4 protein-coding genes are annotated in these 18,131 nt (G+C 68.8%); 1 reads left to right on the forward strand and 3 read right to left on the reverse strand.

Annotation, left to right across the window (positions count from 1 at the left end; translation table 11 throughout):
• The first annotated feature begins 42 nt into the window (after positions 1–42).
• Positions 43–759, forward strand: a complete 717-nt coding sequence (locus tag ACFWAY_RS38590) for a M50 family metallopeptidase (protein WP_378455991.1) — start codon at positions 43–45, stop codon at positions 757–759.
• Here ACFWAY_RS38590 and ACFWAY_RS38595 read toward each other — a convergent pair.
• From ACFWAY_RS38595 to ACFWAY_RS38605, 3 genes are all read right to left on the reverse strand, one after another.
• A complete protein-coding gene (locus tag ACFWAY_RS38595; RefSeq protein WP_378514256.1) occupies positions 694–15,414 on the reverse strand; it encodes an amino acid adenylation domain-containing protein in 14,721 nt (4,906 codons plus the stop codon). The genes ACFWAY_RS38590 and ACFWAY_RS38595 overlap by 66 nt on opposite strands.
• 135 nt (positions 15,415–15,549) lie before the next feature.
• Positions 15,550–16,557, reverse strand: a complete 1,008-nt coding sequence (locus tag ACFWAY_RS38600; protein ID WP_378455989.1) for an NAD(P)H-dependent glycerol-3-phosphate dehydrogenase — start codon at positions 16,555–16,557, stop codon at positions 15,550–15,552.
• A 130-nt stretch (positions 16,558–16,687) separates the two neighbouring features.
• Complete coding sequence (locus tag ACFWAY_RS38605; RefSeq protein ID WP_378514257.1) at positions 16,688–17,995, reverse strand: HNH endonuclease; 1,308 nt, start codon at positions 17,993–17,995, stop codon at positions 16,688–16,690.
• Positions 17,996–18,131 lie beyond the last annotated feature (136 nt).

Raw genomic sequence — 18,131 nt, forward strand, 5'->3', positions numbered from 1 at the left:
GCCGGGGTGAGCGATCGGCCGGTCGCCGTACACTCGGCGCCGATGAATGGAATGCAATCGTTGTGGGAGCGCATGAGCGCCGTCAGCCCCGCGCCGGACCCCTGGATCGTTCAGGTCACGGCGGTGGTCGCGGTGATACTCGTCCTCGAACCGCACGCCTGGCGACTCACCCGCAACGTGGTGACCATCGTGCACGAGGGCGCCCATCTGGTGGTCGCCCTGCTGTTCGGGCGAACGCTGAAGGGGGTGCGGCTGCACTCGGACACGTCCGGTGTGGCCATCTCGTCCGGCAAACCGACCGGGCTGGGTGTGGTCCTCATGACGTTCGCCGGCTACGTGGGTCCCGCCGTTCTGGGGCTCGGCGCGGCCTGGGTGCTGGGCACGCAGCACGCGGTCGCGGTGCTGTGGATCGGTGTCGTGGCTCTCGCGGCCATGCTGATCCTCGTCCGGAACCTGTACGGGTTGTTCTCCCTCACGGTGGTCGGGGCGCTCCTGTTCGGACTCGTGTGGTTCGGTACGCAGGACCAGCAGGTGGCCGCGGCGTATCTGATCACCCTGTTCATGCTCGTCGCCGCGCCGCGCCCGGTCCTCGAACTGCAGCGGCAACGCGCCCGCGGCGCAGCCCCGGAGTCGGACGCGGATCAGCTGGCGCGACTCACCCGCGTTCCCGGCATCGTCTGGGTAGGGCTGTCCCTACTCGTGACGCTGAGCTGTCTCGCGCTGGGTGCCTGGTGGATTCTCCGTCCCGTCGGTGGCTGAGGCGCCCGCGAGGTATTCGGCCAGTATCGGTCCGATGACGGCCAGCGCCTCCGGGTCGGTCATCCGCGCGTGTGGGTGGTCGACGGTGTGGGCGATCACGTCCCCACCGATCCACGGCCGCCACGTCACGCTCGCCGGCACAGGCTGGGATCCGTCCCCGGCCGCGCCGAAGAACACCAGGCTGCCGTCGAAGTGTCCCGGCACGAAGTCGGCGGCGGCGTCGACGACGTCGACGTAGTCCTCGTACAGCCGGGCCAGCTGCTCCGGCCCGAGCTGCTCCGATGCCCCGTCGCCGAATTCCGTGAGAAGTTCCGGCAGTGTCGGTGCCGGGGTGTCCCGCTCCGCCGACGCGTAGCTGTCGATCATCGCGAGCGCGCCGACCTTCTCGCCGCGCGACCGCAACTCGACGGCCATCGCGTGCGCGATGACGCCACCCACCGAGTACCCGAGCAGGTGGTACGGCCCCCGCGGCTGCACATGGCGTATCTCCTCCACGTATCGGTGGGCCCGCTGTGTGATCGACGTGAACCGTTCGCCGGGCACGGTCACGGCGGGGGACTGGACACCCCAGACGGGGCGGCCAGGGCCGAGATGCGCACTCAATCCCGAATAGCACCAGGCCAGCCCGATGGCCGGATGTATGCAGAAGAGCGGCTGCCGTCCGCCGTCCGGATGCAGCGGCAGCAGCACACCCAGCGCGGCGGCGGTGTCGGAGGCCGCGGCGAAACTCGACGAGATTCTCGCGGCGATGCTCTCCGCGGTCGCGTCGGCGAAGAACCATTCGAGCCGGACGTCGACCCGAGTCGTGGCGTGCAGTCGTGACGCCGCCCTGGTCGCGGACAGGGAGTTGCCGCCCAATTCGAAGAAGTTGTCGTCCAGCCCCACCAGGCCTGTGCCGAGGACGTCCGCGAACACCGCGGTGACCAGTTTCTCGGTGCGGGTCGTCGGGGGACGGAACCGCTGCGCCCGTGGCACGCCCGGATCGGGAAGCGCTCGTCGATCCAGCTTGCCGTGGGGTGTCGACGGTAGCGCCCCCAGCACGACGATCTGGTTGGGCACCATGTACCGGGGCAGTCGTAGCGCCAGTTCCGCCGACACGGCACGGGTGTCCACCGCCATGCCCGGACGCGGCACGACGTAGCCGACCAGCCGGACGCCGGTGCCGGGCGATTCGTACACGGCCGCCGCGGAGTGCGCGACGGCGGCATGGCGTCGCAGCGCCGTCTCGATCTCCTCGAGTTCGACGCGCTGGCCGCGGATCTTCACCTGGAGATCGCGCCGGCCGAGGTAGTCGATCGTGCCGTCCCTCCGACGACTCACCACGTCGCCGGTCCGGTACATCCGCTGACCGGGCGATCCCCACGGATTCGCCGGGAATCGGGAGGCCGTCACCCCCGGCCGCCCGAGATAGCCGCGCGCCAACTGGGCGCCAGCGAGGTAGAGCTCACCCGGAACGCCGACGGGCACCGGATGCAGCCGCGAATCCAGCACGAGCACGCCGACGCCGTTCTGCGGCACGCCGATCGGGACGGTCGCGTCCACGGTGCCGACGACCGTACGGGTCACGGCGACCGCCGTCTCGGTCGGACCGTATTCGTTGTACAGCACGGCACCCGGGCACCGCGCGTGGAAACTGTGTGCCGTACCGGGCGGCAGGACCTCCCCGCCGCAGGACACCTGTCGCAGTGACGTCAGGTCCGCGTCGGGGATCGCCAGGATCTCGGCCAGCATCAGGGGAAGGAAGTATCCTGCGGTCACCCGGTGCCGTCCGATCAGCTCGGCGAGATGTCGCGGGTCGCGGTGGCCGTCCGGTCGAGAGATCACCAGCCGCGCACCGGCGATCAGCGGCCACCAGAACTCGCGGACCGACGCGTCGAACGTGTACTGCAACTTGAGCATCACCGTGTCGTCCGCGCCGAGCGGGTCGGTGTCCTGGCGCCAGCGCAGGAAGCTGACGACGGCCGCATGGGTCACGACGACACCTTTGGGGGTGCCCGTCGATCCCGACGTGTGGATCACGTACGCGGGGTGCTGCGCCCGCAGGGGAGCGTGACGGTCGAGGTCGGAGATCGGCGACGGATCGACACCGGAGAGGTCCACACGGTCGACGACGAAGAGCTGTGTCTCCGCGGGCAGGACGTCGGAGAGGTCGAACCGATCGCGCTCGGTGGTGAGGACCACACATGCGTCCGAGGACCGGATGACCTGGGCATTGCGCTGCGCGGGCTGATCGGGGTCGATCGGCACGTACGCTGCTCCCGCCTTCGCGACGGCATACATTCCGACGAGGAGGTCGACGGAGCGGCGAATCGCCAATCCCACCATGGACTCCGGGCCGACGCCGGCGCCGATCAGGTGCCGCGCCAGTCGATTGACCTGCTCGTCGAGTTCACGGTAGGTGAGTGCCCGGTCGCCGGAGACGACGGCGGTCGCATCGGGCGACGTGGCGACCTGCCGCTCGAACAGATCGACGAGGGTCGCACCGGAGGACGGCGCCGCGGTGGGGACGTCCGGGTCCGGATCGAGGAGGGCGAGGTCGCCGACGGCCGTATCCGGTTGTGTGACCGCCTCGTTCAACGTCCGGACGAAACGTTCGCCGATGTCCGCGACCGTGTGGTGGTCGAACAGATCGGTGGCGTACGTGAACACCGCCGCACGCCGGGTGTGTTCCGTCGTCGGGTCCGGATCGGCGGTCACGGTGAGTTGCAGGTCGAATCGGGCCGACCGGGTAGGGGGAGTCATCGCCGACACCCGCAGTCCGGGCAGGGTGAGCGGGGTGTGGTCGAGGTTCTGAAACGCCAGGGCCACCTGGAACAGCGGATTGCGTGCGCGTGACCGGGCGGGATCGAGCACCTCGACCACGGTCTCGAACGGAACGGTGGAGTGCGCGAACGCGTCCAGGTCGTCCTCCCGCACGCGGCCGAGCAGTTCCGCGAAGCTTTCCGCGGGAATCACCTCGGTGCGCAGGACCAGGTTGTTGACGAACATGCCTACCAGTTCGTCGAGGGCCTGATCCCCGCGTCCCGCGACGGGAGTGCCGATCACGATGTCGGTGGACCCGCTGAGCCTCGCGAGCAGCACCGCGAACACCGCGTGCACGACCATGAACGGGGTGACGGCCCGGGCCGTCGCGGTGTGCTCGACCGCACGGTAGAGCTCGTCGTCGAGCGCGAATTCGACTGTGCCGCCGCGGTGCGACGCGATGGCGGGATGTGGCCGGTCTGCGGGGAGGGACAGCTGTTCCGGCGCACCCGTCAACGTGTCTTTCCAATAAGACAGTTGCTGCGCGGCAACGGACTGTGGGTCGTCGCGGTCGCCCAGCAGCTCGTGCTGCCACAGGGTGTAGTCCGTGTACTGGACGGGAAGATCGGCCCACCGCGGCGCCTCGCCCGAGACCCGCGCCTCGTAGGCGGTCATCAGATCGCGGACGAGCAGCGGCACCGAGAATCCGTCCGTGCTGATGTGATGGACCATGACCGCGAGCACCCACTCGTCGGGGGCCGGGGCGAACAGCCTGGCACGTATCGGCGGTTCAGCGCCCAGGGCGAAACCCTTCGACGCGAACGTCGCAACCCGCGCGGCAACGTCACCGTGGGACACGGGTATCGGCCGGAGAGTGGGAGCGGCCCGCGACACCGGGACCAACTGCTGGTACGCGACGCCGTCAGTGTCGGGATACAGGGTGCGCAGCGGTTCGTGACGGCCGACCACGTCCGCGACGGCCGCGGTGAGAGCGGCGACATCGAGTGTCCCGCTCAGCCGCAACGCCATCGGGATGTTGTATTCTGGGGAGCCGGGGGCGAGGCGGGCGAGGAACCACAGTCGTTGCTGCGCCGGCGACAGCGGCACGCGGGCCGGGCGTGGACGCACGGTCAGGGCGACGTGCGTCGCGCCGTCGGTCTGCTCGGTGACGAACGCCGCGAGCGCCGAGACCGTCGGCGTGTCGAACAGTGCGCGCACCGGCACCGTCGTCTCCAGTGCGGCACCGATTCGGGACGCGGCACGGGTGGCGGACAGGGAACTACCGCCCAGGGCGAAGAAGTTCTCGTCCCGCCCCACGAGGTCGATTCCGAGCACCTCGGCGAACACTGTGGCCACCACCCGTTCGGCGGGCGTGTGCGGGGCCTCGAACTCGGTCGCCGCGGGAACAGGGTCGGGCAGCGCCGAGCGGTCCAGTTTCCCATTGACGGTGAGCGGTACGGCGTCCAGAACGAGCACGATCGCGGGCACCAGCGGCGTCGGCAGGCGCGTCGCCGCATAGCGGATCAGTTGATCCGGATCGATCGTCTCGCTGCGTGCCGGGAGGACGTACGACACGAGTGCGTCGACGCCGTCCCGCAGTTCACGCACATCCGTCGCCGCGAATCTCACGGCCGGATGGGTGAGGAGGGTCGCGTCGATCTCGCCGAGTTCGATTCGGACGCCGCGCAGTTCGATCTGCGAGTCGTTGCGGTGCAGGTACTCGATCGACCCGTCGCGGCGCCAACGGCCGACGTCGCCCGTCCGGTACATCCGCTTTCCGGAGCCGCCGAACGGGGAGGCGACGAAGCGTGCGGCGGTCAGCGCGGGCCTGCGATGGTAGCCGCGGGCTACACCGGGCCCGCAGATGTAGAGTTCGCCGGCGACTCCAGTCGGAACCGGGTGCAGACGTGAATCCAGCAGGAGTACGGCGGCACCGCGGATCGGACGGCCGATGGTGACCGGCCCGCCGGCCGCCAAGGGATCACTGATACTCGTCATGACCGTCGTCTCGGTCGGTCCATATCCGTTGTAGACAGCGATCTGCTGCTGCGCCCACACCGCCATGAGTTGCGATGGGCAGGGTTCGCCGCCCACCACGACGGCGCGGAGGTCGTGCAGGCCGCGCGGGTCGACCGTCGCCAGAACCGTCGGCGTACTGAACACGTGGCTGACCCGCTCGCGGGCCAGCAGGTCCGTGAGTTGATCGTCGCCCTGGACCGTCGGTGGTGCGAGCACCATGCAGGCGCCCGCACCGAGCGCGAGCAGGATCTCCAGCACCGCGCCGTCGAAGCTGGGAGACGAAGCGTGCAGCGTACGCGACGACGCCGTCACCGAATACCGATCACGCTGTTCCGCCGTGAAGTCGGCGAGACCGGTGTGGGTCACCACCACTCCCTTGGGATTTCCCGTCGAACCGGACGTGTAGATCACGTACGCCGGGTGGCGCGCATCCAGCGGCCGCACACGTTCGGCATCGGTGACCGGGGCCGAAGAGTAACCGCGACATTCGGTTCGGAAGTCCGGGTCGTCGAGCAACAGCCAGTCCGTACCGTCCGGCAGGGCCTCGCGGTCCGCAACGGCGGTCAGTCCGAAGGCGGCGCCGGAGTCGTCCATCAGATACTGGACCCGCGCGGTGGGGTAGCGCGGGTCGACGGGCACGAAGGCGGCACCCGTCTTCGCGACGGCCCACACGGAGACGACGGACAGGACGGACCGCGGCACGCCGAGGGCCACGAGTGACTCGGGTCCCACCCCGCGCCGCATCAGGGCGCGGGCGAGCCGATTCGACTCGGCGTCGAGTTCGCGATACGTCATCGACCGGCCGTCCGACGTCAGCGCAGGCCCGTCCGGATTCGATGCGACTGCCGCGGAGAGCAGGTCGGGAAGTGTCCGTTGCGGCAACGACGGCGGGCCGTCGTGCCGCGCCTGTTCCTCCTCGCGGTCGAGGAGGTCGATGTCGCCGATCACGACGGTCGGGTGTGCGAGCGCGGCCCGCAGAATACGCTGGAACCGGTCTGCGAATCCCGAGACCGTGGCGTCGTCGAACAGATCGGTGGCGTACGTGAAGACGCACGACAGTGGTCCCGGGCCGCCTGCGTCGCCGACGAATTCGGTGACCGTGAGCTGGAGGTCGAATTTCGCGGTGTGCGTCTCGATCTCGACGATTTCGGCGGAGACCTCCGGCAGGTCGATCACGACCGGCACCGTGTTGTGATAGGCGAGCGCCAGCTGGAACAGCGGATTGCGACTGCGGGACCGGGCGGGTGCGACCGCCTCCACGACTTCCTCGAACGAGACGTCCGCGTGGGAGTACGCGGCGAGATCGACGTCCCGCACGCGGGTGAGTGTTTCGGCGAACGTGGCGTGCAGCGGGACGTCTGTCCGAAGCACCAGTGTGTTGACGAACATCCCGACGAGGTCGTCGACTGCGCGGGGCCCGCGTCCCGCGATCGGCGTGCCGACGACGATGTCCGACATGTTGCCGAGTCTGGCCGCGAGGACGGCCAGCGCCGCGTGCACCACCATGAACGGAGTGGCGTCGTGAGTGCGCGCGAGAGCACGGATCCGCCGGTGAATCTCGGTGTCGAGACTGAACTCGACGTTCGCGCCGCGGTGTGTCGCGACGGGCGGGCGCGCGCGGTCGAACGGTAGGGGGAGCAGCTCGGGCAACCCGGACAGGGTCTGCGTCCAATACGCCAGTCCCCGCTGCCCGTCCTGCAGGTCACGCTGCCAGAGGGCGTAGTCCGCGTACCGGACGGGGAGGGGCGTCAAGACCGGAGAGTCACCGTGCGCCCGAGCGCGATACGCCGCCATCACATCCCGGGCGAGCGGTCCCAGCGAGAACCCGTCGGCACTGATGTGATGGACGACGAGGGCCAGCACCCACTCGTCGGCGCTGACCGCGAGAAGTTCGAAGCGAACCGGGGGTTCGGCGGTGAGGTCGAATCCCTCCGACAGCAGGTCGCGTACCCGGCCGAGCGGGTCCGTCGTTCTCCGCACCGTGCACGGCGGCACGGCGGAGGCGGAGAGAACGTGTTGGCAGGGGACCCCGTCGTGCTCGGGATAGACGGTCCGCAGGGGTTCGTGCCGTTCGATCACGTCACCCACCGCCGCACACAGTGCCGATTCGTCGAGCGTGCCGGTGAGGCGGAGCGCGACGGGAATGCTGTCGGTGGCCGAGCGTCCGTCGAGAAGGTTCAGGAACCACACACGCTGCTGGGCGAGGGACAGCGGCACGTGGGCGGCCGGGGCGTGGCGGACCAGGGGCGCCTGCTCGGTCTCGTGCGTTCGTTTCGCGAGATACTCCGACAGTTCCGCGACGGTCGGGTGGTCGAACAGTTCGCGGATGCCGACGGAGGTTCCCAGCGCCGCTCCGACGCGGGCGACGGCCTGCGCCGCGGTCAGCGAGTTTCCCCCCGCCGCAAAGAACTTGTCGGTCCTGCCCACCCGACCGGTGCCGGTCACCTCCGCGAACACGAACGCGACCACGTCCTCGGTGGGGGTGGCGGGCGGATCGGATGCGGACCTCGCGGAGGCCGGTACCGGTAGGGCGGCGCGATCCAGCTTTCCACTGGCCGTGAGTGGCAGTGCCGGGAGCGGAACGACGGCGGAGGGAATCATGTAGGCCGGGAGCAGACCGGCGAGGCGGTCGACGATCCGGCTCTCGTCCGGCGGCACACCGTCCGCGGTCACGACATAGGCGATCAGCCGATCTCCCGCCGTCGGGTCACGGTGCACCGTGACTGCTGCGTGTGTCACCGCCGGGTCGGACGTGAGTGCGGACTCGATCTCGCCGGGTTCGATGCGTTGGCCGCGGAGCTTGATCTGGAAGTCGGTGCGCCCGAGATACTCGAGCCTGCCCGCCTCGTTCCACCGCACCCCGTCGCCGGTGCGGTACATCCGCCCGCCCGGTCCGCCGAAGGGATCGGCGACGAAGCGTCCGGCGGTCAGGTCGGGACGTCCGGCATACCCGCGCGCCAAGTACGCACCGGCAAGGTACAACTCGCCCTTCGTCCCGACCGGCACCGGTCGGAGTCGGCTATCGAGTACATACGTACGTATGTTGTAAATGGGACGGCCAATGGCGACCGAACTGCCGAACTCGTTGCCGTCCACCGGCTGCGAGGTCGCCGCGGCCGCCTCACAGGGGCCGTACCAGTTGAACAGCGCGGCGGGGCAGCGTTCCTCGAATCGCGATGCCGTCGCCACGGACAGCGGTTCACCCGCCGAGTACACGCGGCGCAGGGTCGAGAGTGCCCGCGGCCCGCACTGGTCCAGGAAGGCGTCGAGCATCGACGGTACGACGTGAAGAGTTGTGATCGATTCCTGCGCGACGATCCGCGCAAGGTAGCGGGGGTCGCGGTGGCCGTCGGGTTCGGTGATCACCACCCGTGCGCCGGTGTGCAAGGGCCACAGCAGTTCCCACGCGGAAATATCGAACGTGAGAGGCGTCTTGTGCAGTACCGCATCGGAACCGTCGAGCGGCGTCAGCGTCTGCGCCCAGCGAAACTGGTTCACCATCATCTCGTGGGTCACCGTCACGCCCTTGGGCCGGCCGGTCGAACCGGACGTGTAGATGACATACGCGGCGTTCGCCGGATGTAGCGGTGCGCGTCTCTCGGAATCCGTGATCGGCCGCGGGTCGTACCCGGTGACGTCCAGCAGGTCGAGATCCACGACGGCGACTCCGTCCGGGACCGCGCGATTCCGGGAACCGGACATGAGGACCAGCGCGGGTGCGGCCGAGTCGATGACGAGTGCGGTGCGCCCGAGCGGGTGCTCGGGGTCCACGGGCAAGTACGCACCGCCGGCCTTCAGTACCGCGTGCAGTGCGACGAGAAGCTCGATCGAGCGGGGAACCGCGACACCGACGACGGTTTCCGGTCCGACGCCCTTCGCCACGAGATACCGGGCGAGCCGATTCACCCGTGCGTCGAACTCCGCGTACGTCAGTCGATCCGGGCCGAAGACCACCGCCACGGCCCGGGGGGAGCGCTCGACCTGCGCGTCGAGCAGGTCCACCAGGGTCTGCGAGGGCACCGGTGCGTCCGTCGCGTTCCAGGTGTGCAGAACTTTTTCCTTTTCCACCTCGCCGAGAAGGTCGTACTTGCCGATTTCCAGGTAGGGATCCCTGCCGATCCAGTCCAGGACGCGGCCGGCCCGCGCGAGCAGTGCTTTTCCGTCGTAGCGAAATGACCTGCACTTCGCGGTCAGCCGCAAGGTCCGGGACACCGTCACCGCGAGCGTCACGGCGTAGTGCGACGCATCGTGTGCGCGGACCCCGTCCAGGGTGAGTCCGTCGACAGGTTCCGGCAGCGCGGTGCGGTCCACGGGGTACGACTCGAACGCGACCAGTGTGTCGAACAGCGGCGCCACGCCGACGGCCCGCTGGATGTCCGCGAGGCCCAGATGGTGATGGTCGAGGAGGTGCACGTGGTCGGCCTGCAGGCGGGTGAGCAGTGTGGCAGCGTCGATATCGGGGTCCAGCGGGATCCGCACGGGCACGGTGTTGACGAACAATCCCACCGCACTCTCCACTCCTGCGAGGTCCGCGGGCCTGCCGGACACGGTTGCGCCGATCACGACGTCGTCCCGGGCGGTCGCCTGCCCGAGGACAATTCCCCAGGCTGCCTGCACGATCGTGCTCAGCGTGACGCCGAGTTCGGCCGCGCGGGCCGTCAGCGACCGGGTGTCCTCCTCGCTCAGCTCCAGCACCGCCTCGGACGTGCCGGGGGTGGGCTCGGCCGGGGCAGCGGCCTCGGTGATGCCCTCGAGAGCCGCGGCCCACGCCCGCACCGAGGCCTCGGTGTCCCTCGCTGCCAGCCGTTCCAGGAAGTTGCGGTACGGGCTCGAATCCGGCGACTCGGTGCGGACGTCGACGCGTTGGTAGGCGGTGAAGAGTTCGCGGACCAGCAACGGCATGGACCAGCCGTCCAGCACGATGTGATGGGCGGTGATCGCCAGTTCGGTGCGGTTCGGGCCTCGCGTCAGCAGGGTGAACCGAATCAGCGGTGGGGCAGACATCTCGAAGCGGGTGGTGCGGTCGTCGAGCAGGATCTCCTCGGCAACATCGGCCGTGTCGTCGGCGATAAGGTCGACGTGCCGCCACCGCAGCGGCACGTCGTCGAGCACGAGTTGCACCGGGACGCCGCGACCGTCGCGCACGAATGCGGTACGCAGGTTCGCATGCCCCGCGAGGACTGCGATGCACGCGCGCCGGAGTCGATCCTGATCGAGGTGTCCGGACAGGGCCAGGATCACCTGCATCGCATACGGATCGGCACCCGTGCCGGCGAGCGCCGCGTGAAACAGCAGGCCCGACTGCAACGGCGACAGCGGCCACACGTCGAGCAGACCCGGATGGTCCCGCTCCCACTCGTCGATGTCGTTCCGATCCACCGCGACGAGCGGCAGATCGGACGGGGTGAGCCCACCGGCGTGCGGAGAACGCGCCACCGCGGCGAGGGCTGTCAGCGCCTGCTCCCACAGATCGGCCAGCGCCTTCACGTCCTCGGACGCAATCGCACCAGTCGGGTATGCGAAGGTGGCGTCGAGGACGCCGTGGGTGGCGAAGGCGGTGATGTCGATCAGCGCGGTGGCCGGCATCGACGGTTCGGCCGACGAAAACATGGCCGTGCCGTCCCGCGCCGGGCACCAATCGCGTTCGGTATCCGCGGTATCGAGCCGACCGAGATAGTTGAAGGCGATCTGGCCGATGCCGTCCCCCGGATACTGCAACAGCCCGTAACCGATGCCCTTGTCGGGCACCGCACGCAACTGTTCTTTGACCAATTTGATTGCGGCGCTCGCGGAGCGGCCGCCCGCGAACGCCTCGTCCAGATCGACGTCCCCGAGGTCGAGGCGGATCGGGAAAATGCTGGTGAACCACCCGACTGTGCGGGAGAGGTCGGCGCCGGCGAGCACCGCTTCCTCGCGGCCGTGCCCCTCGAGCCGGATCACCGGCGCGGTGGCCGGTCGTCCCCGGCGGCGTTGCCACTGCGCGAGAGCGAGGGTGAGCGCGGTGAGCAGTGCGTCGTTGACCTCGCACCGGAAGGCGGCCGTGAGGTCGGTGAGCAACGAGTGCGTGACGGCCGCAGACGCTTCCGTGTGGATCCGCTCCACGGTGGAATTCACGTCACGCCGCGCGTCGAGTGGTCGGGTGCCGAGTGGCGAATCCTCGCCAGCGGTCATCGCACGCCAGAACGACAGCTCGGACCTGCGGCCGGGCCGCTGTGCCTCCTCGATCAGGCCGTGCGACCACCGGCGCAGGGAGGTGCCGATCGGTGCCAGAGTGGGCGGTACCCCCGCCTCCACGTGCACCCACGCTGCGGCGAGATCGCCGATCAGGATTCGCCATGACACCCCGTCGATCACCAGGTGATGGGCGACGATGAGGAGCCGCCCGCGGCGGGTGGTGTCGTCCGGCCCGGGATCGAGCCAGACGCACTGCATCATCACGCCCGCAGCAGGATTCAACCGTCGGGTCGCGGCCTCATGCTCGTCCCGCGTACGCTGCGCCGGGTCGGCGTGGGCGGGTAGCGGAACCCGCACGATCGTGCCCGCCGGCAACGGTGCGCCTGCCGGACTCACGGAGAGAAACGCCGTCCCGTCCGAGCCGCGGACGAGGCGCGCCCGCAGTGCGTCGTGCCGATCGACGACGGCGCCGATCACCCTGTCCAGCTTGTCGGGATCCATAGCGCGTGGCAGTTCGAGGACCACGGCCTGTGCGTACCGATCGATGACGCGGGCCCTGTCGAGGAGGAATCGGGCGGCCGGGGTGAGCGGCATGTCGCCGATCCCGCCGCCGGGAAGTTCCGCGAGGGCGGGTCTGTCGACGTCATTTCCTGCGACTTGGCCGAGTCGGGAGATCGTTCGCTGCTCGAATACATCGCGCGGAGTGAACGGGATTCCCGCAATCCTTGCCCGCGAGGCCAATTGGATCGCCATGATGCTGTCGCCGCCGAGCGCGAAGAACGAGTCGTCCACACCGAAATCGGACGTCCCGAGGATGTCGGCGTAGAGGGCATGGAGTGTCTGTTCGCGCTCACTGTGGGGGGCGGACTTGGAACGTGACCGGAGGCCGTGCTCGGGGAGAGCAGTGCGGTCCAGCTTGCCGGACGGGGTCAACGGAATGTGGGGGAGCACCACGACGGCTGCCGGCACGAGATGCGGGGGCAGTTCGGCGGTGAGGAACGACAGCAACTCCGCCTCGGTCACGGTGTCGGCGCCCACCACATACGACACGAGCTGATCGCCGGCCGCCTGCGAGCGAATCACGGTGACGGCGAATCGAACCGTCGGATGCCGGCGGAGTGTCGCGTCGATCTCGCCGGGTTCGACGCGCAGACCCCGCAGGTTCACCTGTTCGTCGCTGCGCCCGAGGTACTCGAGGTCGTGGTCGCGGGTCCAGCGGACCGTGTCGCCGGTGCGGTACATGCGGGTGCCCGGTGGTCCGAACGGATCGGCGACGAACCGTTCCGACGTCTGCCGGGCGTTGCGGTGGTACCCGCGGGCAAGGGCGGTCCCCGCGACGTACAACTCGCCGACCACTCCGACCGGGACCGGGCGGAGCCGGTGATCGAGGACCACGGCCCTCGTTCCGTCGATCGGCCGGCCGATGGTGACCGGTCCGGGCTCGACGAGGGGCTCGCTGGCGGTCGCCATGACGGTGGTCTCCGCCGGACCGTACGCGTCGATCATTCGGCATCGGGAGGCCCACCGAGACAACAGCTCCGGTGGACACTTCTCACCGGCGACGACGAGGGTGCGCAGACCTCCGACCTCGCCGGGTTCCATCGACACCAGGACCGACGGGGTGATCACCGCGTGGGTGACGCGTTCGGTGGTCATCAGCTGCGCCAGAGGGGGTCCACTGAATGTAGAGGGTGGGGCGAGGACGAGCGCAGCACCGGAGCCGAAGGCCATCAGCATCTCGAAGAGGGAGGCGTCGAAGCTCGGCGACGCGACATGCAGAACCCTCGCCGCGCCGTCGAGGCCGAGTCGGGTGCGCTGCGCGGAGACCAGATTGGCGATTCCGCGGTGGGTGACCACGACTCCCTTGGGAACTCCGGTCGATCCGGACGTGTAGATGAGGTAGGCAGCGTCGTCGAGTCGGATTGTCGGCGTGGGGAAATCGTGGACTCCCGAGCTTCCTGCCTCGTCGAGAAGTAACCACTCGGTGCTGCCCGGCAATGTGTTCGCGTACTCCGCGCAGGTCAACCCGACTGCCGCGCGGGAGTCGTCGAGCATGTGCTGAACGCGGGCGACCGGATAATTCGGGTCCACCGGCAGAAATGCGGCCCCCGCCTTCGCGACGGCCCAGACCGCGCAGACGTAGTCGGGGGACCGAGGCAGAGCCACCGCGACGATGTCGCCGGACCCGACGCCGGACCGTGCCAGCAATGCAGCGACCCGATCCGATCGCCCGTCGAGTTCGCGGTGGGTGATCTCGCGGCCGGCGCTGACGACGGCGGGCGCGTCCGGATGCTGTGCGGCGGAAGCGCGGAACACGTCGGCGAGCGTGACGGGCACGCTGTCGGGAGGTCCGGGGAAGGGGACCAGCGCCACGGTTTCGTTCTCCGTGAGGACCGGGAGTTCACCGATCGGGTGGGCGGCACCGGCGTCGAGGAACTGCCGGAAGTACCGCAGGAATCTCGTGTGATGCCCCTCCAGCTCGTCCTGCGAATACAGTCGCGGGTTCGCCTTGAAATCGAGGTGCACGCGTCCGCGGGGACCGTACCGGTACAGGTTCACCAGGAGGTCTTCGATCGGACCCGAAGACAGCACATGCAATTGGCTCCGCAGCGAACCGAGTTCGAACTCCTCGGGGAACAGCATGATGTTGACGGCGGGGCCGAACAGTCGCGGCCCGGACAGCGCCCGTCCCAGGTCTGCGCGGATGTCCTCGTGCCGGTACCGCTGATGTCGTAGGGCGCCCGACATCACGAGGCGCGTGCGGGACACCAGATCGCCGATCATCCCCGTCCCCGCGGACGTGATGCGCAGCGGCACCACATTGGACAGCATCCCGCCGGACCGACGCAACGCCGCCGTCGTGCGCGCCGACACCGGGAGGCTGAGCGTGACGTCGTCCTCGCCGGTCATTCGCGCCAGATAGCCGGCGACCGCGCAGACGGTGAGCGTCGCCGGATTGACGCCGTGCGCTGCCGCGCATTTCTCGAGTTGATCGACGGTGTCGGTGGTCAACGTTCCGGTGACGTCCCGGGAACCCGCGGTCGCCGGCGCGGACCCACGCGCGAGGGTGCTTGCGTGGGTGACACCACGCATCGTCTCGGTCCAGTAGTCCCGGTCGGACTCCCGGCGGGCGGAGTTGCGGTAGTCGGTCTCGAGTTCGTGGAGGCGCCGAAGACCGACGGGCCTGCTCGCGGGTGGCGGCAGTCCGTGCACCGCGGCGGTGTAGAGCGCGGCGATCCGGTAGAGCATCGTGACGGACCCGAAACCGTCCATCGCGATGTGGTGGGCGCGCGAATACCAGAAGTAGCGGTCGTGTCCGACGTGGAGAAGGAACGAGACGGTGAGGCGGTCACGCTGGATGTCGATCGGATCGGCGGTCTCGGTGCGCATCCATGCGTGCGCCGACACCTCGGGGTCCGGTGTGTCCCGGAAGTCGAGGTAGCCGACGGGAGCGTCCAGGCTCGGTTCCACCCATTGCAGCGGCTGTTCGTCGACCTCGGAGATCTGCAGGAAGAACGACTCGAACTCGGCCGCCGCTCGGACACACGCCGACGTCAGGACGTTCCGGTCGAGGTCGCCGCGGATGTCGACGTACTGGGCGACCGACACCGGAACCGTGGGGTCGACGTGCTGCGCGAGCCACATCCCCGTTTGCGCGGGTGACAGTGGGAACGCGCGCGCCGACGAGTCTCCGGGACCAACCGAGGTCGGTGAACTCATCGCTGACTTCTCTCACGCATACGTCCCCGCACGACGCTGCTTGCTGGAGTGCCTCCACTCAGGAGTCTGCCCCAGTTTTCTAGGAGATTGCTTAGAAACGTCTAGATAGTGCTACTGCCGGTTGCAGTTGTGCGGTCACGCCACCTCGTGCTCTCCGCCGGCAGCGACTTTCCGCAGGCCACGATAGGCGCCTTCCGGCGTCTGCCGCCCCGCGACCACCGCCTCGACCTCGGCGGCGATGGGCATGTCCACGTTGTAGTCGCGGGCCAGCTCCATCACGGTGGGGGCGGTCTTCACGCCCTCGGCCACCTGCCCCAGCTTGGCGACCGCCTCGTCGACCGTCATGCCGCGGGCGATGTACTCGCCCACGCGCCGGTTGCGCGAACTCGGGCTCATACAGGTGGCGATCAGGTCTCCGACCCCGGTGAGTCCCGCGAACGTCCGCGGGTTCGCGCCCATCGCCTCACCCAGCCGGGTCATCTCGGCCAACCCTCGTGCCAGGACCATCGCGCGCGTGTTGTCGCCGACGTCCAGTCCGTCGGCCATCCCCGACGCGATAGCCACAATGTTCTTCAGCACGCCGCCGAGTTCGCAGCCCAGCACATCGGTGTTCCGATACACCCGGAACACGGCGGACGCGAACAACGGCTGCAACGCGGTGGCCACCCGGACGTCCTGGGTGGCGACGACCGATGCCGCGGCAAGTCCGTCGACGATCTCCCGCGCAATGTTCGGGCCCGCGAGAAGCCCCACCGGATGCCCGGGCAGGCACTCCGCGATCACCTCGGTGGGACGCAGCCGCGTTCCCGGCTCCAGCCCCTTCGCCAGCGACAGCACCGGCACCCACGCCCGCACCTCGTTGGCGATCTGAGCGAGCGTGCTGCGGACCGCGTGCGACGGCACCCCGACCACGAGAACGTCGGCTTCCCGGGCCGCTTCGACCACGTCGGCTGTGGAGCGCATGGAGTCGGGGAGCGGGCGGTCGCCGAGGTAGCGAGAGTTGCGGTGCTCGTTGTTGATCTCGTCGGCCGTATCCGAGTTCCGCGCCCACAGCAGGGTCGGTGTGTTGTGGGCGGCGAGACCTGCCACCGTCGTTCCCCACGAGCCGGCGCCGAGCACGACGACGCGTACCGGGCGGGCCATTACCGATCACCCATCGAGTTGATGCTGTCCATAGCATCAAGCCTGGCACTTGCCGGGCGTTCACGAAGCTGATTCGGCAAGTCCCTGTGGCCGCTGGTCTCCGCCGCGGCCGGCCGATGCATCGTCGTAGTCATGACGCGCGCGAGTGCGCGATCAGCACCGTCTCGACTTCCGACTGTCGCGCGGGGGCCGGCAACGGTGGTGCCGCCGATCGGTAGTGGTGTCCGGTCGGGGTGCCGAGGTCGATGAGGTGGGTGCGGCCGGGTCTGTGCACTGGGCGGGCCGCCCAGCCGTCGCCTTCTTTCGCGTAGTTGCACGCCTCGCAGAGCCCGGACCCGTTGTCCGCGCTGGTGGCACCGGACTTGCCGTGTGAGCGGATGTGGTCGTGGTGCCGGATCGGGGCGTCACACCACGGGGTGCGGCACGTGCGATCCCTGAGGTCAATCAGCTTTCGCAGGCTTTTCGGGAACGTCCGAGATTGGGATTCCATCGCGGTCAACGCCCCTGACTGCGGGCAGGCATACACCCGCTGCAACGACGTCTCCGCATCCGCATTCAGAGAGTCGGCCACCAGCTGCCGCGCAATCCCCGCCGGCACCGGCCCGAAACCCTGCAGCTGCGCTGCCTCGTGCCCGCCGGTCAGCAACGTTTCGTCGGAGAGCACGAGGTTCACCGTCACCGGAATACCCGACGCCACTTCGGCTCCGGTGCCGCGTGCGAACAACAAGTCCACCATCAGCTGATTGCGGGTGCGGCCACCGCCGTTCCCGGTGGCGATGAGACTGTCCGCATCCCGGCCCAGGGTCGCCTGCAGGCACACCGCCTGTTCCACCGGCATCAGCACGCTCAGATAGGCCATCGAATCCGGCGCGGGGCGTGTCGTGACCCGTCGTTCGGACGCGGCCTTGCGGTGCCGGGCCACGACCGCTGCGGCGTCGAGTTCCACCGCCAACGCTTTCGCTCGTGCGATCAGACCGCGGTCGCCGACCCCGTCGAGTGTGCCTGGGTCCGAACACAACCGGCGATCCACGATGCCCCGATCGGCCGCCGACGGGCACGCTGTCTCCCGCACCAACAGAGTGGCTCGCCATTCATTCAGCCGACCGGTCTGCAGCATGGCCAGGGTGTGGGGCATCTCGTGCACCAGAGCCTGCGCGAAACCCAGATGCCGCCCACCCCGATTCGGAGACTCCCTGCGCGCCAACGCAATCTGCGAGGCGATGCCCCGACCCCACTCGGATCGCGGAAGCTTCCGAACCTTGCGGTCCTCTCGGATACTCGTCGCGACATCGTCGGTGATCACCGCCTGTACCGCACACCCGACCGACTTCAACGTCTCGATTGCATCGAGCAGATCGATGCCCAGTCCCGGATCTCCACTTGCCGCATCGGCGCATTGCAGTCGCGCCGTGAATGTTCGCAATTCCTCGAGAAGCATTGCCCCCACAACCAACCTCCCCCAAGGTCGTTCGAATATACGTGCCCCTCCTTACGTTTGTGTGGGCAGTCTTACCTCGATTCCGCCGAGATTGAGATAGATCATCGCCTTGAGTGATTTTGCTGAATGATGACCG

Source organism: Rhodococcus sp. NPDC059968, assembly GCF_042738615.1.
Taxonomy (GTDB): Bacteria; Actinomycetota; Actinomycetes; order Mycobacteriales; family Mycobacteriaceae; genus Rhodococcus_F.

Coding starts and splice junctions, on each gene's coding strand:
- ACFWAY_RS38605 (WP_378514257.1), bottom strand. CDS start 17,995: ATGCTTCTCGAGGAATTGCGAACATTCACGGCGCGACTGCAATGCGCC.
- ACFWAY_RS38600 (WP_378455989.1), bottom strand. CDS start 16,557: ATGGCCCGCCCGGTACGCGTCGTCGTGCTCGGCGCCGGCTCGTGGGGA.
- ACFWAY_RS38590 (WP_378455991.1), top strand. CDS start 43: ATGAATGGAATGCAATCGTTGTGGGAGCGCATGAGCGCCGTCAGCCCC.
- ACFWAY_RS38595 (WP_378514256.1), bottom strand. CDS start 15,414: ATGAGTTCACCGACCTCGGTTGGTCCCGGAGACTCGTCGGCGCGCGCG.